Genomic DNA, 22,935 nt, shown 5'->3' on the forward strand with positions numbered 1-22,935 from the left:
AAAATAGTATATTCTAATGGCACGATTTAAAGAAAATGATTTACCTAAATCAAAAATAACGGCTACTTCACTTACCAAAGCAAAAGCAATATTCACATACGCAGGAAATCACAAATGGAAATTCTTCATCGGATTGATTTTTCTGCTTTTAACAGGGGCCACTGCCCTAGCCTTTCCTAAATTAATGGGAATACTGGTAGATTGTGTAAAAAATAAGGACAATGAAGAAGCAAATAATATTGCTTTAGGATTAATTGCAATCTTATTTTTACAATCATTTTTCTCATTCTTTAGATTATCATTATTTGTCAATTTTACCGAAAATACATTAGCAAACCTGCGTTTGGCTTTATATACAAATTTGGTAAAACTGCCCATGACTTTCTTTTCTCAAAAAAGAGTTGGAGAATTAAACAGCCGTATTAGCGCCGATATTACTCAGATTCAAGATACTTTAACTACCACAATAGCAGAATTTTTACGTCAATTTATATTAATTATTGGAGGTGTAATTTTACTGGCAACCGAAAGTTTAAAGTTAACCCTATTAATGCTTTCAGTTGTTCCATTAGTTGCAATTGCTGCAGTAGTTTTTGGAAGATTTATTAGGAAATATTCTAAAAAAGTACAAGATCAGGTTGCTGAAAGCCAGGTAATTGTTGAAGAAACCATGCAGGGAATCAGCATTGTAAAGGCTTTTGCAAACGAGTGGTATGAAATTGCACGATATAAAGGTAAAATTAGTGATGTTGTAAAATTGGCCATTAAAGGTGGTAAATACCGCGGTTATTTTGCTTCATTTATAATATTCTGTTTATTCGGTGCTATTGTAGCTGTAGTTTGGTTTGGTGTTCGTTTGAGCATTGCCGGAGAAATGAGCGTAGGACAATTAATATCTTTTGTTTTATACTCTACTTTCGTTGGAGCTTCATTTGGCGGAATTGCTGAGTTATATGCACAAATCCAAAAAGCAATTGGAGCGACAGAAAGAGTTTTTGAATTATTAGACGAAAATCCAGAAAAAATCAATTCTGATTCAAATAAAAGCAAAGAAAAAATAAAAGGAAACGTAACTTTCAACAACGTAGCTTTTAGTTACCCGACACGTCAGGAAATTCAGGTATTGAAAGACGTAAATTTCAAAGCCGAATTTGGACAGAAAATTGCAATTGTAGGGCCAAGCGGTGCTGGGAAATCGACTATTTCTTCGCTTCTTTTACGATTTTATGATATTACTTCTGGAGAAATTACTGTTGATGGAAAAAATATCTATGATTATGATTTAGAAGATCTTCGTGGTAATATGAGTATTGTCCCTCAAGATGTTATTCTTTTTGGAGGAACAATCAGGGAGAATATTGCTTACGGAAAACCAGACGCTACAGATGAAGAAATTATTCAAGCAGCAAAACAAGCAAATGCATTCAATTTTGTTGAAGGTTTTCCAGAGAAATTTGAAACTTTAGTTGGAGAACGCGGTGTGAAATTATCCGGCGGACAGCGTCAGCGTATTGCAATTGCGAGAGCTTTGCTTAAAAATCCAAGTATTTTAATATTAGACGAAGCCACTTCATCTTTAGACAGCGAAAGCGAAAAACTAGTTCAGGAAGCTTTAGAAGTTTTAATGGAAGGAAGAACAAGTATTATTATCGCGCATCGTCTTTCGACCATTAGAAACGCAGATAAAATTCTAGTTTTAGATAACGGAAAAATTTCCGAAGAAGGAACTCACCAAGAATTAATAAACTTAGAAAACGGAATATATAAGAACTTAAGTAATTTACAGTTTAGTAATTCTTAAGTAAAATTCCAATTTTTTAAAATTCCAAATTCCAATACAAAAAAGTCCATTTGTAAAGCAAATGGACTTTTTTGTTAAAATCTAAAATCATATATCTCCAGCAAACCCGACAGGTTTTAAAAACCTGTCGGGTTTAATACGAATGAAAAAGGTTCCAATTTTAGTTGGAACCTTTTTAATATGTAAACTGTAAACCGAGACTGAAAACTGAAAATTATTTCCCCTTTCTACGTTTACGTTCTGCTTTAATCATAGATAACTCACGGCTCGTTTGTCCAGCAACAGAAGTATTTTCTTCTGCACGACGAATTAAGTATGGCATAACATCTTTAACAGGTCCAAAAGGTAGATATTTTGCTACATTATAACCGTTTTCAGCTAAGTTGTAGCTAATATTATCGCTCATGCCGTATAATTGCCCAAACCAGATTCTATTATCATTTTTTGCAATTCCTTTTTGAGCCATCATTTCCATTAACTTGTATGAGCTCAATTCATTATGTGTTCCTGCAAAAATAGCCATAGTATCTAGGTGATCTAACATGTAATTTACAGCAGCATCATAATTATCATCTGTAGCTTGTTTAGAAACACAAATTGGCGAAACATATCCTTTTTCTTCAGCACGCTTGTTTTCTTTTTCCATGTACGCGCCGCGAACTAACTTCATTCCGATATAGAAACCTTCAACTTTAGCAATATCATGAAGTTTTTTCAAGTAATCCAAACGATCCCAACGGTACATTTGTAAAGTGTTGAATACAATAGCTTTTTCTTTATTGTATTTACGCATCATATCAGTAACTAAATCATCTGCAGCATCCTGCATCCAGCTTTCTTCACCATCAATCAATAGCGCTACATCTTTTTTATGAGCTTCGCTGCAAACTTGGTCAAAACGAGAAACTACTCTATTCCACTCCTCTTGTTCTGCTGGAGTTAAAGTTTGTTTTTCGCCTAATTTCTCATACAATTCAAAACGTCCTAAACCAGTTGGTTTAAATACTGCAAACGGAATCGCTAAACGTTCTTTTGCAAATTCAATAGTTTTTAAGGTCATTTCCAAAGCTGCATCAAACTGCTCCTCTTCTTCTTTTCCTTCAACTGAATAATCTAATACAGAAGAAACACCTTTGGTAAACATTTTATCAACTACAGTTAAGCAGTCATTTTCGTTTACACCACCACAAAAATGATCAAAAACAGTTGCACGAATCAGTCCTTCAACAGGAAGATGTGCTTTGATTGCAAAATTAGTAACAGCCGTTCCTATACGTACTAAAGGCTCGCTGTCAATCATTTTAAAAAGAAAATAAGCCCTATCAAGTTCGGTATCACTTTTAAGTGAAAAAGCAACTTGAGTGTTATCGAATATTTTTTCCATTAAGTTTAGTTTTTGTGCAAAGATATAGAGTGTTTTGAATATTATTTACTAAATGCAATCATATTTTTTCAAATTGTTAATGAGATCATTATATAGGACAAATTAGAAAGTAAAATTTTAATGTGTCGTGCTGCTTTCTATTAAAAAGAAAATATATGCCCTCTCCGTTAATTAGAATGATTCGTTTTAAAACAAATTAGCAGTAAACTTTGAATATTATTTCCTTAAAAATGCCTTATTTTGCGGTTTCAATTAACTAAAGAATTATGCAATCTATTCAAGCCAATAATTATTTCGTGCATTTTAACCAAAATGCATACGAAGCTTTAAATAAACATTTAAGAGACAATAAATACTCTAACATATTTATAATTGTTGATGATCAAACCAATGAACATTGTCTGCATAAATTTATTCCCCTTCTTGAAACAGATTTAACAATCGAAATAATCGAATTTGAAGCGGGTGAAGCCAATAAAAATATAGAAACTTGTATTGAAATCTGGAATATTTTAACCGAACTTGGAGGTGATAGAAAATCACTTGTAATTAATCTAGGAGGTGGTGTTGTAACAGATTTAGGCGGCTTTGTTGCGTCTACTTTCAAAAGAGGCGTAGATTTTATAAATATCCCTACTACTTTATTATCTATGGTTGATGCTTCTGTTGGAGGAAAAACAGGTGTTGACTTAGGAAATCTTAAAAACCAAATCGGTGTAATTAATGTACCGCAGATGGTTTTAATTGATACACAATACCTTGAAACTTTACCGCAAAGCGAAATGCGTTCTGGTTTGGCTGAAATGCTAAAACACGGTTTGATTTTCGATGCACCTTATTGGAGACAGTTCTCAGACTTAAAATCAATTATTTTTGATGATCTGGACGAATTAATTTACCGTTCAGTAGAAATCAAAAATGAAATCGTAATTCAGGATCCAACAGAGAAAAACATTCGTAAAGCCTTAAATTTTGGACATACTTTAGGACACGCAATAGAAAGCTATTTTTTAGAAAGCGATACTAAAACTACTTTACTGCACGGAGAAGCTATAGCTGTTGGAATGATCTTGGAAAGTTATATTTCACTGCATAAAAATTTAATTTCAAAAGAAGAATACAGAGAAATCAAAACGGTAATTAAAGGCATTTATGATGATGTAATTTTTGAAGAAAATGACATTGATCCGATCTTAGAATTACTGATTCATGACAAAAAAAATGAATACGGCGCAATTCAATTTGCATTGATTGAAGGAATCGGAAAAATAAAAATTAACCAATCCGTTGAAAATAAATTAATTCTAGACGCGTTTCAAGATTATAAATCTTAAACTTTTTTTAATCAAAAGCATTGCGTTAGGTATATATTATTTTTTACATTTGCCACGATGAAAACAAACAGTAAACAAAGACAATTCAGTTCTTATAGAAACCGTCTCAACAGTTCTTTACTTAGAATGTTGAACCGTTTTTATAATAGTAAAAGCCCGCTTTGTTTTGATGTTTTCCAATGTTCAAAAGCCGAGCACGAAAAACTGCCTATTATATTTGCCAATATTAGAGTTTGAATTTAAGATTTAGTTCTAAAAACATCTAAATTAAAAACAAAATTTCACTCTCTAAAATATTGACATATAAATGAATACAAAATATTCTGATCTAATAAATCAAACATACTATTTTCCACAAGAGGAATTTAAACTAAACAAAGACAACCTTTTATTTCACAATATCGATTTGATGAAATTGGTTGAACAATATGGTACGCCATTAAAGTTTACTTACCTTCCTCAAATTTCTGAAAATATCAATAAGGCAAAAGCCTGGTTCAGAAAGTCGATGGAAAAAAATAAGTACGAAGCAAAATATTACTATTGTTATTGTACAAAAAGCTCTCATTTTGAATATATTATGAATGAAGCTTTCAAGAATAACATTCACATCGAGACATCGTCTGCATTTGATGTAAATATTGTTGAAAATTTATTAGAAAACGGAAAAATCAACAAAAGTACTTATGTAATTTGTAATGGTTTTAAGAGAGACGAATACATTTCTAACATTGCTAGATTAATCAATAACGGACATAAAAATACTATTCCAATTATTGATAATTATGAAGAATTAGATTTGCTTCAGACAGAAATTAAAGGGAAATTCAAAATTGGAATCCGTATTGCTGCTGAGGAAGAACCTAAGTTCGAGTTTTATACTTCAAGACTAGGAATTGGTTACAAAAACATAGTTTCGTTTTATAAAAAACAAATTCAGGAGAATGATAAATTAGAGCTTAAAATGCTTCACTTTTTTATCAATACTGGAATTAACGATACGTCATATTATTGGAATGAGCTTGTAAAATGTATTAAAGTATACATTGCTCTTAAAAAGGAATGCCCTACCCTAGATGGATTAAACATCGGCGGTGGTTTCCCAATTAAGAATTCGCTTGCTTTTGAATATGATTATCAATATATGATTGATGAAATTATCAATCAAATTAAAATTGCTTGTGATGAAGCTGAAGTTGATGTTCCAAATATTTTTACGGAATTTGGATCATTTACTGTAGGCGAAAGCGGTGGTGCAATCTATCAGATTTTGTATCAAAAACAACAAAATGATAGAGAAAAATGGAATATGATCGACTCATCTTTCATTACCACTTTACCAGATACTTGGGCTATAAACAAACGTTTTATCATGCTGGCGGTAAACCGCTGGAATGATACTTACGAGCGGGTTCTGTTAGGAGGTCTGACTTGTGATAGTGACGACTATTACAATTCTGAGCAAAACATGAACGCAATTTATCTTCCTAAGTACAATAAAGAAAAACCATTATATATTGGTTTCTTTAATACTGGCGCTTATCAAGAAACAATTGGAGGATATGGTGGTCTTCACCACTGTTTGATTCCGCAGCCGAAACATATTTTGATAGATCGTGATGAAAACGGTATTCTGGCAACAGAAGTTTTTTCAGAACAACAGACTTCAGACGATGTATTGAAGATTTTAGGCTACAAAAAAAAGTTATAAAAAACGTCAAATTAAGTAAGATTAGTATTTAGAAAATTCTTAATTTGCATTAACATCCAAAAAGGTTAAACTTTTTAATTCAAAAAAAAACAAAAAAAAATGAAAGGACCAATCAGTCAGTTTATTGAAAAACATTATTTGCATTTTAATTCTGCTTCATTAGTAGATGCTGCAAAAGCATACGAGCAGCAATTAGCAGATGGTGCAAAGATGCTTGTGAGTATGGCTGGCGCAATGAGTACAGCAGAAATTGGTAAAATTTTTGCAGAAGTAATCAGACAAGACAAAGTACATATCATTTCATGTACCGGTGCAAATCTAGAAGAAGATATCATGAATTTAGTTGCTCATTCTCATTATGAAAGAGTACCAAATTACCGTGATCTTACACCAGAAGACGAATGGGCTTTGCTAGAAAGAGGATTAAATCGTGTTACAGACACTTGTATTCCTGAGCATGAAGCTTTCCGTCGTTTACAAAAACACATTTACAAAATTTGGAAAGATGCAGATGATAAAGGAGAACGTTATTTTCCGCATGAATTCATGTATAAAATGTTGTTATCTGGCGTTTTAGAAGAATATTACGAAATTGATTTAAAAGATAGCTGGATGTATGCAGCTGCAGAGAAAAACTTACCTATTATCGTACCAGGATGGGAAGATAGTACTATGGGTAACATCTTTGCTTCATACGTAATTAAAGGAGATTTGAAAGCATCTACCATGAAATCTGGAATCGAATACATGACTTTCTTAGCAGATTGGTATTCTAAAAACAGCTCTAACGGAATCGGATTCTTCCAAATTGGTGGTGGTATTGCTGGTGACTTCCCTATTTGTGTGGTGCCAATGCTTTATCAAGATATGGAAATGCATGATGTTCCATTCTGGAGCTATTTCTGCCAGATTTCAGATTCAACAACTAGTTATGGTTCTTATTCTGGAGCGGTTCCAAATGAAAAAATCACTTGGGGTAAGTTAGATATCAAAACCCCTAAATTTATTATTGAATCGGATGCTACAATTGTTGCTCCGTTAATTTTCGCATATTTATTAGATTTATAAAATAATTTATGAAAAGAGTTATAGTAGACTACGCTAAACTTACCAATGAAATTTTGAACCTTTTGGTTGAAAAATTTCCTGATGGTTATGATGATTCGGATGTAATCCGTTTTAGAAATGCTAAAAACGAATTGGTTGAAGCTGTAGAAGTTCGTACAGAAGATACCATTTATTTAGTAAAAATTAGTACTAAACTTGCTGATAGAATTGAAAACTACGATGAAGATGATGATATTGATGTTGATGTAGATACAATCGTTCCAGTTAAAGGAATGGATCTTGATGATGATATTGACGATGACGATGAAGATGATAATCAAGACAAACCTGATGTAGACGGCGGGGACGACGACGATGAAGATGATGATGACAAAGCAGATACTGATTATGACGAAGAGGATGAAGAAGATGAAGATTAATTCATTTCTTTAAAATAAATAAGAGGAACTCTATATGAGTTCCTTTTTTTTATAAGTACAATTAACACGATTAGACGAAATTTATATTTTTGATTTTTGTAAGATTATTTTTATTTTTAATCTTTTATTTAAAAGATTATACGCCCTATGACTTCAGAAATATTACATACTGCATTAAAAGAGAATTTTGGTTTTGAAAAATTCAGACCCAATCAAGAAACTATTATAAATACCATTTTATCTGGACAAGATGCTTTGGCCATTATGCCTACAGGAGGCGGTAAATCAATATGTTTTCAGCTTCCTGCCTTAATTTTACCAGGAATTACAATTGTAATTTCCCCTCTAATTGCATTAATGAAAGATCAGGTTGATAGTTTGAAAACAAACGGAATTTCAGCTTGTTATATAAACAGTTCACAATCTGCACAAGAACAGCAATATTATATAGACAATTTAAAATCTAATACTTTTAAATTAGTTTACATTGCTCCCGAAAGTCTCTCTTATTTAGAAGTTGCTTTCAATGAGTTAAATATCAGCTTAATAGCTATTGATGAAGCACATTGTATTTCCTCTTGGGGTCATGATTTTAGACCGGCTTATACAAATTTAGGATATTTAAAAAGCCGCTTCCCTTCTACTCCTGTTTTAGCATTGACTGCTACTGCAGATAAAGCAACTCGTACAGATATTACAAAGCAGTTAAATTTAGTAAGGCCAAAAACTTTTATAGCTTCTTTTGATCGTAAAAATTTGAGTTTAGAGGTTCGTCCAGCATTAGATCGTGTCAAACAAATTATCGATTTTATTGAAAATAAACCCAACGAATCTGGAATTATCTATTGCTTAAGCCGCAAGACCACAGAAGAATTAGCAGAAAAATTAAAGAAAAGCGGTATTACGGCAAAAGCATATCATGCTGGTTTGGATAATGAAACGAGAGCCAAAACGCAGGATCAGTTCATAAACGACGATTGTCAGGTAGTGTGCGCGACTATTGCATTCGGGATGGGAATTGATAAATCGAATGTTCGATGGGTAATTCATTACAATCTCCCAAAAAACATTGAAGGTTATTATCAAGAAATTGGTCGTGCGGGCCGCGATGGTCTTCCGGCAGAAACTGTTTTATTCGAAAGTTATGCAGATGTAATTCAACTTCAAAAATTTGCTTCAGACGGACTTAACGCTGATATTCAGTTGGCTAAATTAGATCGTATGAAACAATATGCTGATGCTGTAAGCTGCCGAAGAAAAATACTGCTTTCTTATTTTGGTGAATTGGTAACTGAAAATTGCGGCAATTGCGATATCTGCAAAAATCCGCCAACTTTCTTTGATGGAACCGTTTTAGCGCAAAAAGCTTTATCTGCAATTACCCGTTTGAAGGAATCTGAGCCTTTAGCCGTAATTGTAGATTTTTTAAGAGGCTCGAGAAACGCGTATATCTACGAAAAAAATTATCAAACGCTTAAAACGTACGGAATTGGCGATGACATTTCTTGGTACGACTGGAATCAGTATTTAATACAGCTTATTAATTTGGGATATTGCGAAATTGCTTTTCATCAACACAATAAAATACTCCTTACTCCTTTTGCAAAGAAAGTTTTGTTTGAAGGCGAAAAAGTAAAATTGACAACTGTTGTTAAAAAAGTTATCGATAAATCTGAAATTAAAGAAACGAAAACAAAGATTGCTAAGAATTCTCTTTTTGAAACACTTCGAAAATTACGCTATGAAATTGCAAAGGAAGAAGAAGTTCCCGCATATGTAATCTTTAGTGATGCTTCTTTAAGACAAATGGAAATTTTAAGACCAATGACAGACGAAGATTTTCTTGCTGTTGAAGGTGTCGGTAAAGCTAAACTCGAAAAGTATGGTTCAGAATTTATTAAGGCGATTATTGAATTTTACAAGAATAAATCTGTTGTCAAAAAAGATAAAAAAGAAAGCACTTATGCTAAAACATTAGAACTATTTCAAAAAGGACTTTCTGTAGAAGAAATTGCCGGTCAACGGAATTTAGGAGAAACAACTATAATTTCTCATTTAGCTAAATTATATGTTGATGGAAATGATTTAGATTTGAGTCAATTTGTTTCAGAAGACGAAATCTTAAAAATTGAAAAAGCTCAAATAGAACTAGAAAAACCTGAGGCATTGAGACCATACTACGAATATTTTGAAGAAAAAATGTCTTATGATAAAATTCGTTTTGGATTGGCTTTTTTAGAAAGGAAAAATCAAATCGTATAAAAAAAATCCTGTGAAATATTTCACAGGATTTTTTATTTTGGAAGGTTTACAAATATCTTTCTTCAAAAACTTTTTGATGATGTTTTTGATGTCCAATCATAACAAAACCTAAAGCCCGAACTGAAATTTGATTGCCAGAAGCTATCCCAATTCTTTTAAGTTGTTCTTCAGATAAGCTTTTGTAAAACAATAAAGTTGAATGTCTTAGAGCTGAAAATTCTGTCAATAAATCTTGTATGCTTCGACTATTTGAATTGGTGTTATTGGCATAATCATCTTCTTCAAAACTAGGAAGAGGCGTTTTATCATTTCTTGAAAATCGCAATGCACGATAAGCAAAAATACGCTCAGTATCCATAACATGCTGGATAATATCTTTAATAGTCCATTTGCCTGGAGCGTAACGATAATCAAATTTATCCATCGGAATATTTTGAACAAACCTGATAAATTCGTGAAGAGAAATTTCTAACTCTTCTATCAATATTCCATCGCCGGCTTGTTTGATATAAGTACCAAAATGTCCTGCATACTCATTTTCTAATATATCGCTTACTTTCATTTTTTTTATATAAAAATAATATTTGAAACTCAGTTTTAAGCTGAGTTTCTGCTTGCATTAGTGTTTCCGAAAAGAGATCTTGTTACAACTTTCTCGTAAACTTTAATCAACTCTTCATTTGGTGACTCTTCTTTATTTAACTCATTGATTCTGAGTAAAGCATACTGTTGAATTGTTAATAATGGCAATACAATACGCTCTCTTATTTGAATAGAAGCTATACCGTCAGGATAATTTTCCATCAATGTTTTATGATCAGCAATTTTCAATAAAAGTCTTTTTGTTTCTGAGAATTCATCATAAATAATCTGCCAGAATTCACCAAACTCAGGATCTTTTCTCATATAGGCTGTTAATGGTAAAAATGATTTTGCCAATGACATCATACTGTTTTCAAGTAAGGTTTTGAAAAATAATGAATTATGGTACAAATCACTTACTTTGTCCCACTGTCCGCTCTCTTCAAAATGTTTTAAAGCTGAACCAACACCAAAGAATCCAGGAACGTTTTGTTTCAATTGACTCCAAGATCCAACAAATGGAATTGCTCTTAGATCAGCAAAATCTAACGATTCTGATTTACTTCTTTTAGATGGGCGGCTGCCAATATTAGTTTTAGAATAGTATTTCAACGTACTCATTTTTTCCAAATAAGGAATAAACTTTGGATGATTCTTAAAGCTTAAATATTTATCATATCCTAAATTAGCTAACTGGGTCAAAATTTCAGTTTCTTCAGCTGTAAGCTCATTTTTTCCTTTACTGAAAACCTGATTTGTAACGCCGGCACTTAATAAATTCTCAATATTATAACGACAAGAATCAAGAGTTCCGAAATTAGAACTAATTGTTTGACCTTGAACTGTAATTTGAATTTCGTTATTTTCAATCTTTGGACCTAGAGAAGCATAGAATTTATGAGTTTTTCCACCACCACGCGCTGGAGGCCCCCCGCGTCCATCAAAGAAAATAACTTTAATGCCGTATTTTCTAGAAATTTCAGTCAAGGCAATTTTAGCTTGATAAATACTCCAGTTAGCCATTAAATAACCGCCATCTTTCGTTCCGTCAGAGAAACCAAGCATTATAGTTTGTTTATTTCCTCTAGATTTTAAATGTTTAGAATATTCAGCATTTGTATATAACTGCTCCATTATTGAATGAGCGTTTTGCAAATCATCAACAGATTCAAAAAGCGGAATAATATCAACCGTAGGATTTTCCCAATTGTTCAAGCGAATCATTGCGAAAGTTTCCATTACGTTCAATGCACTTTCATTATTACTAATAATGTAACGATTAGCACCTTCTTCACCATTGTTGACTTGAATAGTTTTAATGGCCTGAACAGATTCTAAAGTAGATCTTGTAATTTCATCTTCAAAATCACTCGGATTTAAATTGCCTTTGATTTTAGATAAAACATCAATTTTTTGGTCCTCAGTTAATTCAAAATAATTATTTGGAAAAATAGTAGAACCAGAATTCAAGTAATAATTCACGACATCCTTAAATACTGCGTTATGAATTTTACTATTTTGACGAATATCTAAAGTTGCAAAATGGAAACCAAACAAATTGATTTTAACTAAAAACGCTTCTAATTCATCTAAATATAATGACTGATGTTTTTCAATAATTATAGTTCTAATAGTATTTAACTGCGTCAATAATTCTTCTAAAGTGATGAAAATTTCACCTTTAGAATAGAACACAGAACGGTAAAGCTTATGTTCAAGTTCAGCTACCAAAGTGTCTACACCAGAGAAAGTTAACTTACGTTTTAAATTTCTCATTTCAACATAATAACACTTTAAAATTGAAGTACGCAAACGATCTGCAACTTTAAGCGTAATCTCTGTTGTAACAAAAGGATTTCCGTCACGGTCACCTCCTGGCCAGAAACCAAGTTTTATTAATTGGTTATGAATTGGCTCGCCTTCTTTAATATTTTTTTGTAGATAATGTACAATTTCACCAGCTGTGGCATAAAACACATTTTCTAAATACCATATCAAACTTACCGCTTCATCATACGGATTTGGTTTTTCGTTTTGAATAAATGGTGTTTTTCCTAATTGAGCTAATAATTGTTTGATCTGTAACAAGTCATTTTGACGAATTGCTTCTGTCAAATCGTTTATAATTCCTAAAACTGGTCCAGGATAAAATTGAGTTGGATGCGCTGTTAAAACAGTACGAACATTAAAGCTTTCTAAAAATTCAATTAGTTCGTCATCTTTTTCCTTTGCATCTGATTTTTCTTTAATATCACGCAAAGATCCACGTCCTTCCATATTGTTAACCTCAGGAAAAGCTGCGTCTTCAATAGCATCAAATAATACAATTTGACGCTCTATGTATTGGATAAATCGAAACATTAAATCGATTTTCTCAGTTTCTGAAGCGTTGTTCAAAAATTTACTAGAGAAAAAATCAAAAATTTCTTTTGGTGTTTCCTGTTTTTTAAAACCCGTTTCGCAAGTCTCTGTAAATAAAGGAAGTAAAACTCCCGTATTATCTATAGAATCGAATGGTAATGTTATAAAAACACTATTATAGATGTGGTATTTTGAGAGAACGTCTTGATTAAAACGTTCAATTTTTGGCAACGTATACATAATCGTGTTATAGTTGGTTGGTTAATTAGTCATAAAAAAACCCCAAGAATAAACTTGAGGTTATATTTTAATATAGCATTCAAGAAAAGTTCTTACATATTTTTGAAAATAGTATGCATCAAACGCTTCTTATCGTTTATACTTTCCTCTAGTGAAATCATTGTTTCTGTTCTGTAAACACCGTCAATATCGTCAATCATAAAGATAACTTCTTTCGCGTGTTTAGTATCTTTTGCTCTAATTTTGCAAAAAATATTAAATTTCCCAGTTGTTACAGAAGCTACAGTAACGAATGGAATTTGATTAATTCGCTCTAATACAAATTTTGTTTGAGAGGTATTATTCAGAAATACACCTACATAAGCAATAAATGAATACCCTAATTTATCGTAATCTAAGGCTAAAGAAGAACCCATTATTATACCTGCGTCTTCCATCTTTTTTACTCTAACATGTACTGTTCCAGCAGATATCAATAATTTTTTTGCAATGTCAGTAAACGGAACTCTCGTATTGTCTATTAACATATCTAAAATCTGGTGATCTACTTCATCTAAACGAAATTTACTCATAATTGTTTAATTAATATTACTAATTGCTATTACAAAGTATAAAATTATATATAAAAAACAACAAATTCACATAAAAATTAACTTTTTATTAATCCGTTAACAAATTTAACATTTTTATTTAAATAAAAATTTGCTTCCTGACCCGTTTTTGGAAAATTTGTGAAATCATCCGAATATTCCTGCCCTTTTGCATCGTATTCATAATGTCCAAAATAATTTTCCAATTCACCTACTTCAACTATGTAAGCGTTAAAATGAATCTTATTTTCGATTAATTCTTCTTTGTATTGTGCGACAAAATTCGTAATAATTTCGATACCATCATAATTTATTTTGACATTTTTATACATAAAATCATAAAAAACCACATTATTTTGTGAAATATTCAAATATTCACCAAATCGATTATCAACTAAATCGTTTTCGGAAATTAATTTAAAGCTCAAAATTAACGAGAAAAATATGTATTTACGAGTAATTTCCCTCTCATAATCGCCTGGGTAATGCCCTGCCTCAAATAAGATAGTAGGAACTCCTAAAAATTGAAAAGTGTCTCCAATACAATTAATATTAAAGGAATCATCAAAGCGACCTACCTGCCCTGGTATATATTTTTGAAGCTCTTTATTGATTCCTGCAATGATATTTATTGCTTTTAATCTATTTTCATTAACTTCTCTCTCTTCATTATAGGATGGTGCTAAAAAAGAAACGGTAGCGGGCTTTCCTGTTGTTCCAGCTCCAAAAATAGTTCGCTGATCATGAAGGTTAAAACAATAATGAGGTTTAAAGCTTTCGAAAACTTCTCTCAGAACATTGCTTTCTGGCTGTGTTAGATTTTGCGAATCACGATTAAGGTCAATATCATTAGCATTTGCACGTGTATACAATCTCGCACCATCTGGATTCAAAATAGGAATACAGTAAAAAGTAAAAGTATTGAGCATTCTCTTTCCAAAATCAGTTTCATCATTCAGCAGATTTATAAAATCAAATAAAGCTTTTGTTGTAGTGCTTTCGTTTCCGTGCATTTGCGACCATAAGTAAACCCGGGTTGCTCCTGTACCAATTTGATAACTATATATAGGTTCTCCTAAAACAGATTTTCCAATAATTTGTACTTGATTGTTTGTATTTAATTTATCTAAAAGTGGTTTAATATGATCTAAAGTCAAATATCTTCCAGATATAGATTCTTCTTTGTATTGGGTAAAAAGTGCTTCTAAATTCATTGTGTTTTGATTAGTTTACAAAAGTAAACATCTTTATTTTTACAATTGTAAACTATTAAAAAGAAAGAAAATTTATAAATGTAAACATATTTCAGAGTTATTTAATCCGTACTTGTAGACAATCGGCTTACAAATGTTACAACTTTAAATAATTAAACATAAATAACTGTTTATTAATTAAATATAATTCTTTATATAATGTAATAAGTTAATAAAATTCAAGACTTATATAATATTTACAACTGTAAAATTGTGATAGTTATTCTTTTTGTTTACATTTGTAAATATGCAAATTTAAAATAATAATTTACAATGGTAAACATAGATGATTTCGTAAAAAGGCTTGAGATTGTATTAGATTATTATGGTTTAAATGCCTCTGCATTTGCAGATAAAATTGGCGTACAGCGATCCAGCATGTCGCATCTTTTGTCTGGCAGAAACAAACCTAGTTTGGATTTTGTGATGAAAATTTTAGAAGTTTTTCCAGATGTTGACCTATATTGGATTTTGATTGGAAGGGGAAATTTTCCTAAAAATGATGAAGTAGTAATTTCTGAAACTAAGATCATCTCACCTATTTCGAATGAAAATTTGTCACAAGATTTATTTTCAGAAATAAAATTTGATGAAAATGAAAAAGCTAAAACAAAGGATGCAACGGAATCAAAAACGTCAAATTTAAACGTGGCAGATAACGAAATTGAAAAAATTGTCTTTTTCTATAAAAACGGAACTTTTAAAACCTATTCGCCGTAATTCAAAAATTATCGCATATTTGAACATTCGTACAAATAATTTTCATTTACGCGATTCTCATGCGTTTGGAAAAATTAGTTGAATTTTAGAATTGTACGCCATTTTCGGGAATTTTACCCAAAACCCCTTTATAGTGTTTTTTCAAAATTTCAAAATCAGCTTCGTAATTTCCAGTTGGAAAAAATGGTTTGCCAAAACTCACTTCTTTTTTACCCCAGTTAAAAGCTACTGGAACAATTGGCACATTAGCTTTAAGCGCAATATAATAAAAACCGGTTTTAATTTCGTTTACTCCTTTTCGTGTTCCTTCTGGTGCAACTGCCAAACGAAAAACGTCTTTTCTGTCAAAAATTGCAGCAATAGAATCTACTTTATTTAATCCGCCAGTGCGGTCTAATGGTTCTCCTCCAACATTTTTAAAATAATATCCAAACGGAAATTTAAATAATTCCTTCTTTCCTACCCAATTCATCTGTAGTCCAGATATACCACGAGTAAAAATTCCTATATAAAAATCATGATTGCTGGTATGCGGCATTACCATTAATACACATTTTTTCACTTCGGCATTTTCCATTCCCACTATTTTCCAGCCCATTAGCCTAAAAAATATGAATTTGTACAAGAGTTTTTTCATTAAAGATCTAATATTTGGTGCAAAATAAAAGATTTAATACTAAATTTGAGTAAAAGCATTCAAAATGATTCGAAAATTTTTTAGTTACTTACTTCCCATAAAAATTTATAAAAAGAAATCTGCCAGAAGTAAAATTATTGAAGTTACCTGGGCAAATGGAGAGTTAGTACTAGATTCTGAAAACACTAATTATTCTTATGGAAGCCTGCAGCGTATATTGCGATATGGACTTCGAAATATTGGTTATGATACGATTCTAAAAATGGATCACATTTTACTATTAGGAGTTGCCGGCGGAAGTGTAGTAAAAACATTAGTAGACGAAATTGAATATAAAGACCGAATAACTGGAGTTGAAATAGATCCAGATATGATTCAAGTTGCAAATGAGTATTTTAACCTGAATCAAATTAAACAATTGGAACTCGTTATTGATGATGCTTTTGAGTTTGTTTTAAAAACCAAAGACAAATACGATCTTATAATTATAGACATTTTTGAAGATACTCACATGCCGAACTTTTTGTTTGAGAAGTTTTTTGTAGATAGAATTTGTACTCTTTTAAAAGATGACGGCTACGTTTTGTTTAATACTATGATTCTTGACGAAGCACACAATGTTCGAAACAGAAGATATATCTCAGAAGTAAATCCAAAATTGTTTATGACCAAGATGCTGCCTCGCATTGAAGTACACAATGAATTAATAATTATAAAAAAAGTTGCTTAATTTTATGAAACCCCTTGCCTCCATTTTAAACGCCTTACCACCTACTAAAGTAATTGACGAATCAATCAAGATTTCAGAATATACGCCATTGAATTTGTCGGTTTTCAATAAAGAATTAGTCGAAGCAAAACTTGATACATCAGAAGATTTTGAAAAATACATTTCAAATTATCTAAGAGAAAATAACGCTAAAGTTGCATTTGGAGGTTATATTGAGGGACGTTTTTTATACCAGAGAAGCTCAATTTTTTTGAATGATTCTAAACCAGAACGCAATATACATATTGGCCTAGATTTGTGGGCAGAAGCAGGAACCGTTGTTCTTGCAGCTCTAAACGGTAAAGTTCATAGTTTTAAAAACAATATTGGCTTGGGTGATTACGGGCCTACTATAATATTAGAACATGAAGTAGAAAATCAAAAATTTTATACTTTATACGGACATTTGTCGTTAGAAAGTATAGAAAACTTAAATATCGGAGACTATTTTAAAAAGGGTGAAAAGATTGCCACTTTAGGAAATGCCTCAGTAAATGGTGATTATGCGCCGCATGTCCATTTTCAAATCATTCATAATATTGAAGATTACTGGGGAGATTATCCAGGTGTCTGCAACACAAAAGACCTTAACTTTTATATAGAAAATTGTCCCGATCCTAACTTATTATTAAAAATTACTTAAATAGTTATGAAGAAAGCAGGATTGATTATATGTTTGTTATTATTAATTGGATGTAAATCTAAAACAGGAACAGTAAGCAGAGATACAGAAGATTTAAAAATTAAAAAAGTTTCTGGAGCAGAAGTAAATGCCAATCAGCAGCAAAAAGCTTATGATTTAGGAAAAAGAGTTTTAGAAACTTGTAACACTTCAAAATTTAAACCTTTTAATGAAACTGAAGTAACTAAATCGGTTATGGAAAATACAACGGAAGATCGTTTAACCAAAACCTGCCAAAGATTTAGACAATATTACGGAAGCTTTATTGATTTAAAATTAGATGGAGTTTACAAAACCAAAGATGAAGTCATTTATCGTTACCATGCTTTGTACAGCAAGAAAGTTGCAAATAAAGAATTACGAGTATTTGTAAACGACGAAAATCTTGTTTCAGCTATAAAATCAATGGATTGGGATGAAAAATTTGACGCTAAATTAGCCAATCAATAAACATATAAATTATGAATTTTAAATTACCGCTTCTCTTATTATTATTTGTTTCAACTTTTGCCGCAGCACAGCAAAGTATAAGTGTAAAAGGCTCTGCTCCTTTTCCAGCAACGCAAGAATACACTTTTATATGTGAAAAATATGCTTACACCGGCCAAGTAAATATTCAAATAGCAAAAACAGATAAAGGTGGTGTTTTAAAAATCACAGTAGCAACAGCAAACGACAAAGCTAGAATTGCCGGGGGACTTTACGTAGATTTATCCAATGCCGACGTTATTGCCTGTACAGACAAAAATGTAAAAGAATCGACAGACGGTAAAACTACTTCTTATTATTATTTTACGCCTGCTGAATGGCTCAAGCTTAAAAAGAATGATATTTATGCTGTTAGGTTTATAATTGCTGGCGGTCCAACAACTTTTGGCAATCAAACTGGTTATTTTACAGCTTATAATAAAATGAACTACTTTTCGACAGCATTTGATAAATCCAAAAAAACATTTGATACAGCAAAAGAAATTAGTGTTCTATAATGATTTTTTAATCTAATAAATCTTATATTTAACATTAAATATTTTCTTATGAACGCAAACGAAGCCTTAATTACAAAATTCTATACCGCTTTTGCAAATGCAGATGCCAAAACCATGAGCGAATGTTACCATCCGAAGGTACATTTTATTGATCCGGCATTTGGTTTATTAAAAGAAGATCAGGTTTCAAAAATGTGGGAAATGTTACTTTTAAAAAGTAAAGGAAATTTAAAAATTGAATTTTCGAACGTTAAAGCTGACGATGCAACAGGTTCTGCCAATTGGACTGCTACATACAATTTTAGTAAAACAAACAGAAAGGTTATTAATAAAATTTATGCCGAATTTATCTTTCAAGACGGCTTAATCATTAAACATACTGATAATTTTGATGTCTGGAAATGGTCCAAACAAGCTTTTGGGCCAACAGGATATTTATTAGGATGGACAGGATTTTTTCAGAAAAAAGTTCAAAAACAGGCTTTATTATCATTACAAAAATTTCAAGAAGCAAAATAGTTTTCCAAATTTAGAATTCAACAACAGTCTTCTTGCCTGATTATAATTTATTGTTACTTATTATTTTTTACTAAAAGTGTTAATCTTAAATACTAATGAAAGAAATCGTACACAAAAAATTAAATCAATTACAGGCAACTGCAATCTGCGGTAACGATATTAGTTCTTCTTGTCTTTATGTATCTGCTTTAACCATTTTATATGCAGGTCAATACGCTTGGATTTCACTTTTAATCGTTGGCGTTGTATTATTTCTTTTCAGAAAAATTTACGGAGAAGTTGTTGGGGCGATTCCACTAAATGGAGGTGCTTACAATGTTCTGCTAAATACTTCTACCAAAAGACTGGCATCTTTGGCTGCAACTTTAACCGTTTTGTCTTATATGGCAACGGCTGTAATTTCAGCTTCAGAAGGAATGCATTACTTACACGGAATTTTTGATGGTCTAAACGTTACCATTGCTACCGTTGTCGTTTTAATTTTATTTACCGGATTAGCTATTTTAGGAATCGGAGAATCTGCATTTGTGGCAGTTATCATTTTTCTTACCCATATTGGAACTTTAACTTTATTAGTTCTTGCATCGATTTGGTTTGTTCTCACAAACGGATTAGAAACTTTTCATATCAATTGGCAAACTCCTATTGCTTATGAAAATATTAAAACTGCGCTATTTCTAGGTTTTTCGGCAGCCATGCTCGGAATTTCAGGTTTCGAAAGTTCTGCCAATTTTGTTGAAGAACAAGAACATGGTGTTTTTCCAAAAACACTCAGAAATATGTGGGCAATCGTTAGTTTCTTCAATCCCGTTATTGCGATATTATTAATAAGTGTTATTCCGTTAACAGAAGTCGGCGAAAACAAAGAGTCTCTTTTAGCACATTTAGGACAGACAACAGGCGGATCATGGCTGGCTTGGCTTATTTCTATCGATGCAGTTATGGTGCTCTGCGGAGCCGTCTTAACTTCTTTCGTTGGAGTTTCTGGACTTTTAAACCGAATGACATTAGATAGAATTCTTCCCAATTATTTCTTGAAACAAAATAGCAGAGGATCACATTACAGAATTGTAATTAGCTTTTTAATTCTTTGTATTTCAGTACTTTTTGCAACTAGCGGACATCTAGAATCTTTGGCTGGAGTTTACACTTTTTCGTTCTTGGCGGTAATGGCATTATTCGGAATTGGTAATTTACTTTTAAAATACAAACGAAGAAAACTTCCTAGACCAGAACGTGCCCGAGGCATCGCAGTACTTGCCGCGGTAACTTTTGTTATAGCTGCTTTTCTAGGAAATATGCGCCTCAATATCAATTCGTTTTATACATTTCTGCAATATATGATTCCTTCATTAATCTTTGTAGGAATCATGCTCAATCGCGTTATTTTAATTCGTTTACTAATTGAGGCTTTAGAATATTTTTATCAGCCGCTGCGTAGAATGGTTATTGTGAGTAACCGCTATCTGCAAAATTTGAGCACACAAATCAATTCGCAGGAATTTGTGTTTTTCACAAAAGGCGATGACATCACGATTCTCAATAAAGTTTTGCAATACGTGGAAGACAATGAAACAACCAAAAAACTCAAGATCGTCCACGTTAAAAATGGCTCTACAAACAATGAAGCTTTAAAAAAAGATCTAGAAGTTTTAGACCGCGCTTACGACGGACTTGATATTGAATATCTGGAAATAGAAGGAGTTTTCGGTCCAGAAATAATTGATGAACTTTCTCAAAAATGGAAAATTCCCAAAAATTTCATGTTTATTGGCTCACCTGGAAATAAATTTTCATATCGCGTTTCAGATCTTGGCGGTGTAAGGCTGATTATGTAATTATATACAGAAGCAGAAATTTTCGTTTTTTTCAAGACCTAAAGTCCCGCTATCCGTTACAATCTTTTGTACTGGTCACGAATCCTCGGGCAGTACAAAAGGATTTCCACTTCTATCGGGGCTAAATCACAAATATCATTTTCATAAGAAACAAGAAACCCGACGAATTTTAAAAATTTGTCGGGTTTACTTTTATATAAACTTTTTTAAACTTTATGATTTGAACCAGCTTGCTACCAATTCATCTTCAAAAGAAGTTGCATTTTTATGAATAAACTCATTTCTGTTTTTATCATAAGAATAATCCAAAGCCCAAGTTTTATGGTTTGCGGCCATTTCTTTTATACTTTGGCATACATAAGCAATTTCCTCATCTGTTGTCGTTGGGTGAATAGACATTCTAATCCATCCTGGCTTTTTGATCAAATCACCAATTGTAATTTCGTTTACCAATTTATTAGAAGTTTCTTGATCAACGTGAAGTAAATAGTGACCGTACGTTCCCGCACAACTGCAACCACCTCTAGTTTGAATTCCAAAACGATCATTCAGAAGTTTAACTCCTAAATTAAAATGAAGATCATCAATAAAAAATGAAATGACACCAAGACGTTCTTTATGTTGTCCTGCTAAGATTTTAATATTTGAAACGGGTTCCAATTCACTAAAAACATAATCAACAATTTCGTGTTCACGCTGCATAATGTTTTCAATTCCCATTTCTTCTTTTAACTCAATGGCAAGAGCAGTTTTTATAACTTGAAGAAAACCAGGTGTTCCGCCATCTTCACGATCTTCGATATTATCAATATATTGATGTTCGCCCCAAGGATTCGTCCAGCTTACCGTTCCTCCTCCAGGACAATCTGGAATCATGTTTTTGTATAATTTTTTGTTGAAAATTAAAACACCAGAAGTTCCAGGTCCGCCCAAAAATTTGTGAGGTGACATAAATACAGCGTCCAAATAAGCTTCTGGATCAGCTGGATGCATATCAACTTCAACATAAGGGCCTGAACAAGCAAAATCAACAAAGCATACACCATTATATTGGTGCATTAATTTTGCAGCTTCATGAAAAGGAGTTCTTAATCCCGTAACGTTCGAGCATGCTGTAATAGAAGCAATTTTTATGGTTCTATCATTATATTTTTGCAATAAAGCTTCTAGATTTTCTAAATTGAAAAGTCCTTTTTCGCAAGAAGGAATAATTTCCACATCAGCAATAGTTTCCAGCCAAGAAGTTTGATTAGAATGATGTTCCATATGCGAAATAAAAACAATAGGTTTCTTTTCTTCTGGAATATTCGTGAAACTTTTCAAATTTTCTGGAATTTTCAAACCTAAAATACGCTGGAATTTATTGATAACTCCTGTCATTCCAGTTCCATCAGTAATTAAAACATCATCATTACTTGCATTCGCATGACGTTTAATAATATGTCTTGCATGATGATACGCTTTTGTCATGGCAGTACCAGAGACAGTAGTTTCTGTATGTGTATTGGCCACAAATGGTCCAAACTCATTTAAAAGTTTTTCTTCGATAGGGCGATACAATCTTCCGCTGGCAGTCCAGTCAGTATAAATGATTGATTTTCTGCCATAAGGTGACGTAAATTCTTGATTTATTCCGACAATGTTTTGTCTAAATTCCTGAAAATAAGTTTCTAGAGTGATGGTACTATTTTTGCTATTCATTAGTTGTGCCTTGTGTTTGACTGCAAATATATCGCTTTTTTATAATATTGCGAATTTATCAATAGTAAACTTCAAACA

The 22,935-nt window shown here is 32.0% G+C and carries 20 protein-coding genes; 13 read left to right on the forward strand and 7 right to left on the reverse strand.

Annotation, left to right across the window (positions count from 1 at the left end; all coding sequences use genetic code 11):
* Nucleotides 1–16 precede the first annotated feature (16 nt).
* Nucleotides 17–1,801, forward strand: a complete 1,785-nt coding sequence (locus QMG60_RS16305) for an ABC transporter transmembrane domain-containing protein (protein WP_281865661.1) — start codon at nt 17–19, stop codon at nt 1,799–1,801.
* Between the two features lie 214 nt (nt 1,802–2,015).
* Here QMG60_RS16305 and QMG60_RS16310 read toward each other — a convergent pair whose 3' ends face one another.
* Nucleotides 2,016–3,185, reverse strand: a complete 1,170-nt coding sequence (locus QMG60_RS16310) for a proline dehydrogenase family protein (protein ID WP_281865662.1) — start codon at nt 3,183–3,185, stop codon at nt 2,016–2,018.
* A 266-nt stretch (nt 3,186–3,451) separates the two neighbouring features.
* On the opposite strand from QMG60_RS16310, the gene aroB reads away from it, so the two are divergent.
* The 5 genes from aroB (at nt 3,452) to recQ (ending at nt 9,979) form a co-directional block, all read left to right on the forward strand.
* Nucleotides 3,452–4,519 (forward strand): 3-dehydroquinate synthase, encoded by a 1,068-nt coding sequence (gene aroB / locus QMG60_RS16315; RefSeq protein ID WP_281865663.1) that lies wholly within the window; start codon nt 3,452–3,454, stop codon nt 4,517–4,519.
* 307 nt (nt 4,520–4,826) lie between these two features.
* A complete protein-coding gene (locus QMG60_RS16320) occupies nt 4,827–6,230 on the forward strand; it encodes an arginine decarboxylase (RefSeq protein ID WP_281865664.1) in 1,404 nt (467 codons plus the stop codon).
* A 99-nt stretch (nt 6,231–6,329) separates the two neighbouring features.
* Entirely contained in the window at nt 6,330–7,298 is a 969-nt protein-coding gene (locus tag QMG60_RS16325) for a deoxyhypusine synthase family protein (protein ID WP_057117936.1), read from the forward strand.
* An 8-nt stretch (nt 7,299–7,306) separates the two neighbouring features.
* Nucleotides 7,307–7,717: a DNA primase gene (locus QMG60_RS16330; protein WP_134141247.1), complete on the forward strand. Its 411-nt coding sequence runs from the start codon at nt 7,307–7,309 to the stop codon at nt 7,715–7,717.
* A gap of 147 nt (nt 7,718–7,864) precedes the next feature.
* Nucleotides 7,865–9,979, forward strand: a complete 2,115-nt coding sequence (recQ, locus tag QMG60_RS16335; RefSeq protein ID WP_281865665.1) for a DNA helicase RecQ — start codon at nt 7,865–7,867, stop codon at nt 9,977–9,979.
* A gap of 46 nt (nt 9,980–10,025) precedes the next feature.
* On the opposite strand, the gene QMG60_RS16340 is transcribed toward recQ, so the two are convergent.
* The 4 genes from QMG60_RS16340 to QMG60_RS16355 form a co-directional block, all read right to left on the reverse strand.
* Nucleotides 10,026–10,541 carry a DinB family protein gene (locus tag QMG60_RS16340; RefSeq protein WP_057117933.1) on the reverse strand — a complete coding sequence of 172 codons (516 nt, stop codon included), beginning with the start codon at nt 10,539–10,541 and terminating at the stop codon, nt 10,026–10,028.
* Between the two features lie 35 nt (nt 10,542–10,576).
* Entirely contained in the window at nt 10,577–13,162 is a 2,586-nt protein-coding gene (locus QMG60_RS16345; protein WP_281865666.1) for a phosphoenolpyruvate carboxylase, read from the reverse strand.
* 92 nt (nt 13,163–13,254) lie between these two features.
* The gene (locus QMG60_RS16350) at nt 13,255–13,734 is read right to left on the reverse strand and encodes a winged helix-turn-helix transcriptional regulator (RefSeq protein WP_008468989.1); all 480 of its coding nucleotides are present in this window, start codon (nt 13,732–13,734) and stop codon (nt 13,255–13,257) included.
* Nucleotides 13,735–13,811: 77 nt separating this feature from the next.
* Nucleotides 13,812–14,966 (reverse strand): M14 metallopeptidase family protein, encoded by a 1,155-nt coding sequence (locus QMG60_RS16355; RefSeq protein ID WP_281865667.1) that lies wholly within the window; start codon nt 14,964–14,966, stop codon nt 13,812–13,814.
* Nucleotides 14,967–15,278: 312 nt separating this feature from the next.
* On the opposite strand from QMG60_RS16355, the gene QMG60_RS16360 reads away from it, so the two are divergent.
* Nucleotides 15,279–15,725, forward strand: coding sequence for a helix-turn-helix transcriptional regulator (locus QMG60_RS16360; RefSeq protein WP_281865668.1), 447 nt, complete (start codon nt 15,279–15,281; stop codon nt 15,723–15,725).
* Between the two features lie 85 nt (nt 15,726–15,810).
* Here QMG60_RS16360 and QMG60_RS16365 read toward each other — a convergent pair whose 3' ends face one another.
* Complete coding sequence (locus QMG60_RS16365) at nt 15,811–16,362, reverse strand: 1-acyl-sn-glycerol-3-phosphate acyltransferase (RefSeq protein ID WP_281865669.1); 552 nt, start codon at nt 16,360–16,362, stop codon at nt 15,811–15,813.
* A gap of 64 nt (nt 16,363–16,426) precedes the next feature.
* On the opposite strand from QMG60_RS16365, the gene QMG60_RS16370 reads away from it, so the two are divergent.
* The 6 genes from QMG60_RS16370 (at nt 16,427) to QMG60_RS16395 (ending at nt 21,156) form a co-directional block, all read left to right on the forward strand.
* Nucleotides 16,427–17,092 (forward strand): fused MFS/spermidine synthase, encoded by a 666-nt coding sequence (locus QMG60_RS16370; RefSeq protein ID WP_281865670.1) that lies wholly within the window; start codon nt 16,427–16,429, stop codon nt 17,090–17,092.
* Between the two features lie 4 nt (nt 17,093–17,096).
* Entirely contained in the window at nt 17,097–17,774 is a 678-nt protein-coding gene (locus QMG60_RS16375; protein WP_057117927.1) for a peptidoglycan DD-metalloendopeptidase family protein, read from the forward strand.
* Nucleotides 17,775–17,780: 6 nt separating this feature from the next.
* Nucleotides 17,781–18,263 (forward strand): hypothetical protein, encoded by a 483-nt coding sequence (locus tag QMG60_RS16380; RefSeq protein ID WP_281865671.1) that lies wholly within the window; start codon nt 17,781–17,783, stop codon nt 18,261–18,263.
* A gap of 11 nt (nt 18,264–18,274) precedes the next feature.
* Nucleotides 18,275–18,799: a hypothetical protein gene (locus QMG60_RS16385; RefSeq protein WP_281865672.1), complete on the forward strand. Its 525-nt coding sequence runs from the start codon at nt 18,275–18,277 to the stop codon at nt 18,797–18,799.
* 48 nt (nt 18,800–18,847) lie between these two features.
* The gene (locus tag QMG60_RS16390) at nt 18,848–19,318 is read left to right on the forward strand and encodes a nuclear transport factor 2 family protein (RefSeq protein ID WP_134141227.1); all 471 of its coding nucleotides are present in this window, start codon (nt 18,848–18,850) and stop codon (nt 19,316–19,318) included.
* A gap of 95 nt (nt 19,319–19,413) precedes the next feature.
* Nucleotides 19,414–21,156, forward strand: a complete 1,743-nt coding sequence (locus QMG60_RS16395; protein ID WP_281865673.1) for an APC family permease — start codon at nt 19,414–19,416, stop codon at nt 21,154–21,156.
* A 213-nt stretch (nt 21,157–21,369) separates the two neighbouring features.
* Here QMG60_RS16395 and QMG60_RS16400 read toward each other — a convergent pair whose 3' ends face one another.
* Nucleotides 21,370–22,857: an aminotransferase class V-fold PLP-dependent enzyme gene (locus tag QMG60_RS16400; protein ID WP_281865674.1), complete on the reverse strand. Its 1,488-nt coding sequence runs from the start codon at nt 22,855–22,857 to the stop codon at nt 21,370–21,372.
* Between the last annotated feature and the right edge of the window lie 78 nt (nt 22,858–22,935).

The sequence above is a fragment of the Flavobacterium sp. GSB-24 genome (assembly GCF_027924665.1).
In the GTDB taxonomy this organism is placed as follows: Bacteria; Bacteroidota; Bacteroidia; order Flavobacteriales; family Flavobacteriaceae; genus Flavobacterium.

What these genes read in the sequence shown, in the direction of transcription:
- QMG60_RS16365 (WP_281865669.1), bottom strand. Translation starts at nt 16,362, where the DNA reads ATGAAAAAACTCTTGTACAAATTCATATTTTTTAGGCTAATGGGCTGG.
- QMG60_RS16370 (WP_281865670.1), top strand. Translation starts at nt 16,427, where the DNA reads ATGATTCGAAAATTTTTTAGTTACTTACTTCCCATAAAAATTTATAAA.
- aroB (WP_281865663.1), top strand. Translation starts at nt 3,452, where the DNA reads ATGCAATCTATTCAAGCCAATAATTATTTCGTGCATTTTAACCAAAAT.
- QMG60_RS16325 (WP_057117936.1), top strand. Translation starts at nt 6,330, where the DNA reads ATGAAAGGACCAATCAGTCAGTTTATTGAAAAACATTATTTGCATTTT.
- recQ (WP_281865665.1), top strand. Translation starts at nt 7,865, where the DNA reads ATGACTTCAGAAATATTACATACTGCATTAAAAGAGAATTTTGGTTTT.
- QMG60_RS16345 (WP_281865666.1), bottom strand. Translation starts at nt 13,162, where the DNA reads ATGTATACGTTGCCAAAAATTGAACGTTTTAATCAAGACGTTCTCTCA.
- QMG60_RS16320 (WP_281865664.1), top strand. Translation starts at nt 4,827, where the DNA reads ATGAATACAAAATATTCTGATCTAATAAATCAAACATACTATTTTCCA.
- QMG60_RS16385 (WP_281865672.1), top strand. Translation starts at nt 18,275, where the DNA reads ATGAATTTTAAATTACCGCTTCTCTTATTATTATTTGTTTCAACTTTT.
- QMG60_RS16390 (WP_134141227.1), top strand. Translation starts at nt 18,848, where the DNA reads ATGAACGCAAACGAAGCCTTAATTACAAAATTCTATACCGCTTTTGCA.
- QMG60_RS16360 (WP_281865668.1), top strand. Translation starts at nt 15,279, where the DNA reads ATGGTAAACATAGATGATTTCGTAAAAAGGCTTGAGATTGTATTAGAT.
- QMG60_RS16310 (WP_281865662.1), bottom strand. Translation starts at nt 3,185, where the DNA reads ATGGAAAAAATATTCGATAACACTCAAGTTGCTTTTTCACTTAAAAGT.
- QMG60_RS16395 (WP_281865673.1), top strand. Translation starts at nt 19,414, where the DNA reads ATGAAAGAAATCGTACACAAAAAATTAAATCAATTACAGGCAACTGCA.
- QMG60_RS16350 (WP_008468989.1), bottom strand. Translation starts at nt 13,734, where the DNA reads ATGAGTAAATTTCGTTTAGATGAAGTAGATCACCAGATTTTAGATATG.
- QMG60_RS16330 (WP_134141247.1), top strand. Translation starts at nt 7,307, where the DNA reads ATGAAAAGAGTTATAGTAGACTACGCTAAACTTACCAATGAAATTTTG.
- QMG60_RS16380 (WP_281865671.1), top strand. Translation starts at nt 17,781, where the DNA reads ATGAAGAAAGCAGGATTGATTATATGTTTGTTATTATTAATTGGATGT.
- QMG60_RS16305 (WP_281865661.1), top strand. Translation starts at nt 17, where the DNA reads ATGGCACGATTTAAAGAAAATGATTTACCTAAATCAAAAATAACGGCT.
- QMG60_RS16340 (WP_057117933.1), bottom strand. Translation starts at nt 10,541, where the DNA reads ATGAAAGTAAGCGATATATTAGAAAATGAGTATGCAGGACATTTTGGT.
- QMG60_RS16355 (WP_281865667.1), bottom strand. Translation starts at nt 14,966, where the DNA reads ATGAATTTAGAAGCACTTTTTACCCAATACAAAGAAGAATCTATATCT.
- QMG60_RS16375 (WP_057117927.1), top strand. Translation starts at nt 17,097, where the DNA reads ATGAAACCCCTTGCCTCCATTTTAAACGCCTTACCACCTACTAAAGTA.
- QMG60_RS16400 (WP_281865674.1), bottom strand. Translation starts at nt 22,857, where the DNA reads ATGAATAGCAAAAATAGTACCATCACTCTAGAAACTTATTTTCAGGAA.